Genomic DNA, 1,709 nt, shown 5'->3' with positions numbered 1-1,709 from the left:
AGGCTGGTTTTCATGCTGGTGGCGGCCCGCCAGCCGAGGATGCGGCGGGAGTAGGCGTCGATGACGAACGCGACGTAGACCATCCCCGACCAGGTAGGCACGTAGGTGAAGTCGGCGACCCACAACCGGTTCGGCCGGTCGGTGGTGAACCGGCGTTGCACCAGGTCCGCCGGCCGCTGGGCGTGCTCGTCGGCCATGGTGGTGCGTCGGGTCTTGCCCCGCACCACGCCCCGAAGCCCCAACCGCCGCATGAGACGTTCGACGGTGCACCGGGCCACCGGGATGCCCTCACGGTTGAGCGTCAGCCACACTTTCCGTGCCCCATAGACGCCGTAGTTAACCGCGTACACCCGCCGAATCTCATCCGCCAGCCATGCGTCACGACGGGTTCGGGTGGAGGGCGTGTGCCGGCAGGCGGCCCGGTAGGTGCTGGCCGCGATCTGCCAGCCGTGCTCGCGCAGAACACGGCAGATCGGCTCGACGCCGAACACCCGCTTGTGCTCGTCGATGAACCTCACGAGCGTGGCTGTGACCGGTCGAGCTCGGCCGCGAAGAAAGCCGACGCCGCCTTCAAAATCTCGTTCGCCCGACGCAGCTCGGCGTTCTCCCGCCGCAACCGCTTCAACTCCGCCGACTCGTCCGTGCTCACCCCGGGCCGGTCACCGGCGTCGACCTGGGCCTGACGCACCCACTTACGCAGCGTCTCCGCCGTGCCGATCCCGAGCTTGTGAGCCACCGCGCCGATCGCCGCGTACTCGGACTCGTAGTTCGGCCGCACCTCGGCGACCATCCGCACCGCTCGCTCACGCAACTCACGCGGATAAGGGGAAGGGCGTGACATGGCTCGATCCTCCACAAAAGATCGGGCCGCTACCAAACCCGGGGCGGTTCATTTGGCAGGGTTGCCGTCAGTAAGGGTGCGGTGTCGGGTAGGTTGGCGATGGAGGCAACCGCCGAGACGAGTAGGTCGTGCTGGTATGGCGGATGGCCTGCGGCCTGCCGGCGTTCGGCGCAAGTGCTTTCGACCTGTTTCCAGGAGTGCCTGAATGCGTCCTGACCTTGGATCAATTCGCGGGTGAGTACGCGACCGTCGGTCAGGGTAACCGTCAGCCGGGCTCCGAGCGGTGGTAGCGCCGTGTCCGGCAGTACCTGGACCAGGCGGCTCAGCTCGGCGGCGTCGGTGTCGCGCTGGGGGTGGTGCAGGCGATCGATATTGAACGCACCGTGTGTCAGGGCGGAGGCGACGCCGTACGGCGCGCTCATCAGCGCTGTCGTGAGTGACTCGGGCTGGGATGCCAGGACCCCGGGGTATCGGTGGTCCTCTGGGTTGAGGGAACACTGGACCGCGGTGATCCCTGGTGTCAGGTGCGGATGCAGGTCGATTGCGAGGGCGATCGGGCCCTGGGAGATGTTGCAGGCGGAGTAGCGCTTGTAGACGGTGTCGGGGATTCGCCAGATCATGGGGTGGTCCGGCGTCAACTCGCGGTCGAGTGCGGCGAACGTGGCGGCGTTGGCGCCCCAGAGGAGGGGGAGGCCGTCGTGTTGGAGTATGCCGGTTGCACCACGGAAGCCGGCCCGGACTAGCCGCACCGCCTGCACACCTGTCTCCGCGGCTACAGATCTTGAATGGCCAGGTTTGTCCACTGTGGCTCGGCGTGTCGGCGTGATCTTTGGGACGCGGAGGCGTAGGCCGAGGTGATGAGGTATCC

1 protein-coding gene and 1 pseudogene are annotated in these 1,709 nt (G+C 67.1%); both read right to left on the bottom strand.

Features of this window, described 5'->3' with window-relative positions; genetic code table 11:
- Positions 1 to 841: pseudogene (locus tag AB0873_RS32425) on the bottom strand (IS3 family transposase); the annotation flags it as partial.
- 29 nt (positions 842 to 870) lie between these two features.
- A complete protein-coding gene (locus AB0873_RS32420; RefSeq protein ID WP_366604596.1) occupies positions 871 to 1,599 on the bottom strand; it encodes a hypothetical protein in 729 nt (242 codons plus the stop codon).
- Positions 1,600 to 1,709: the final 110 nt, after the last annotated feature.

The organism is Micromonospora sp. NPDC047707 (assembly GCF_040704235.1).
In the GTDB taxonomy this organism is placed as follows: Bacteria; Actinomycetota; Actinomycetes; order Mycobacteriales; family Micromonosporaceae; genus Micromonospora.
Note: the sequence above shows the minus strand (reverse complement) of the source record. Positions and strands in the feature narration are given on the sequence as shown.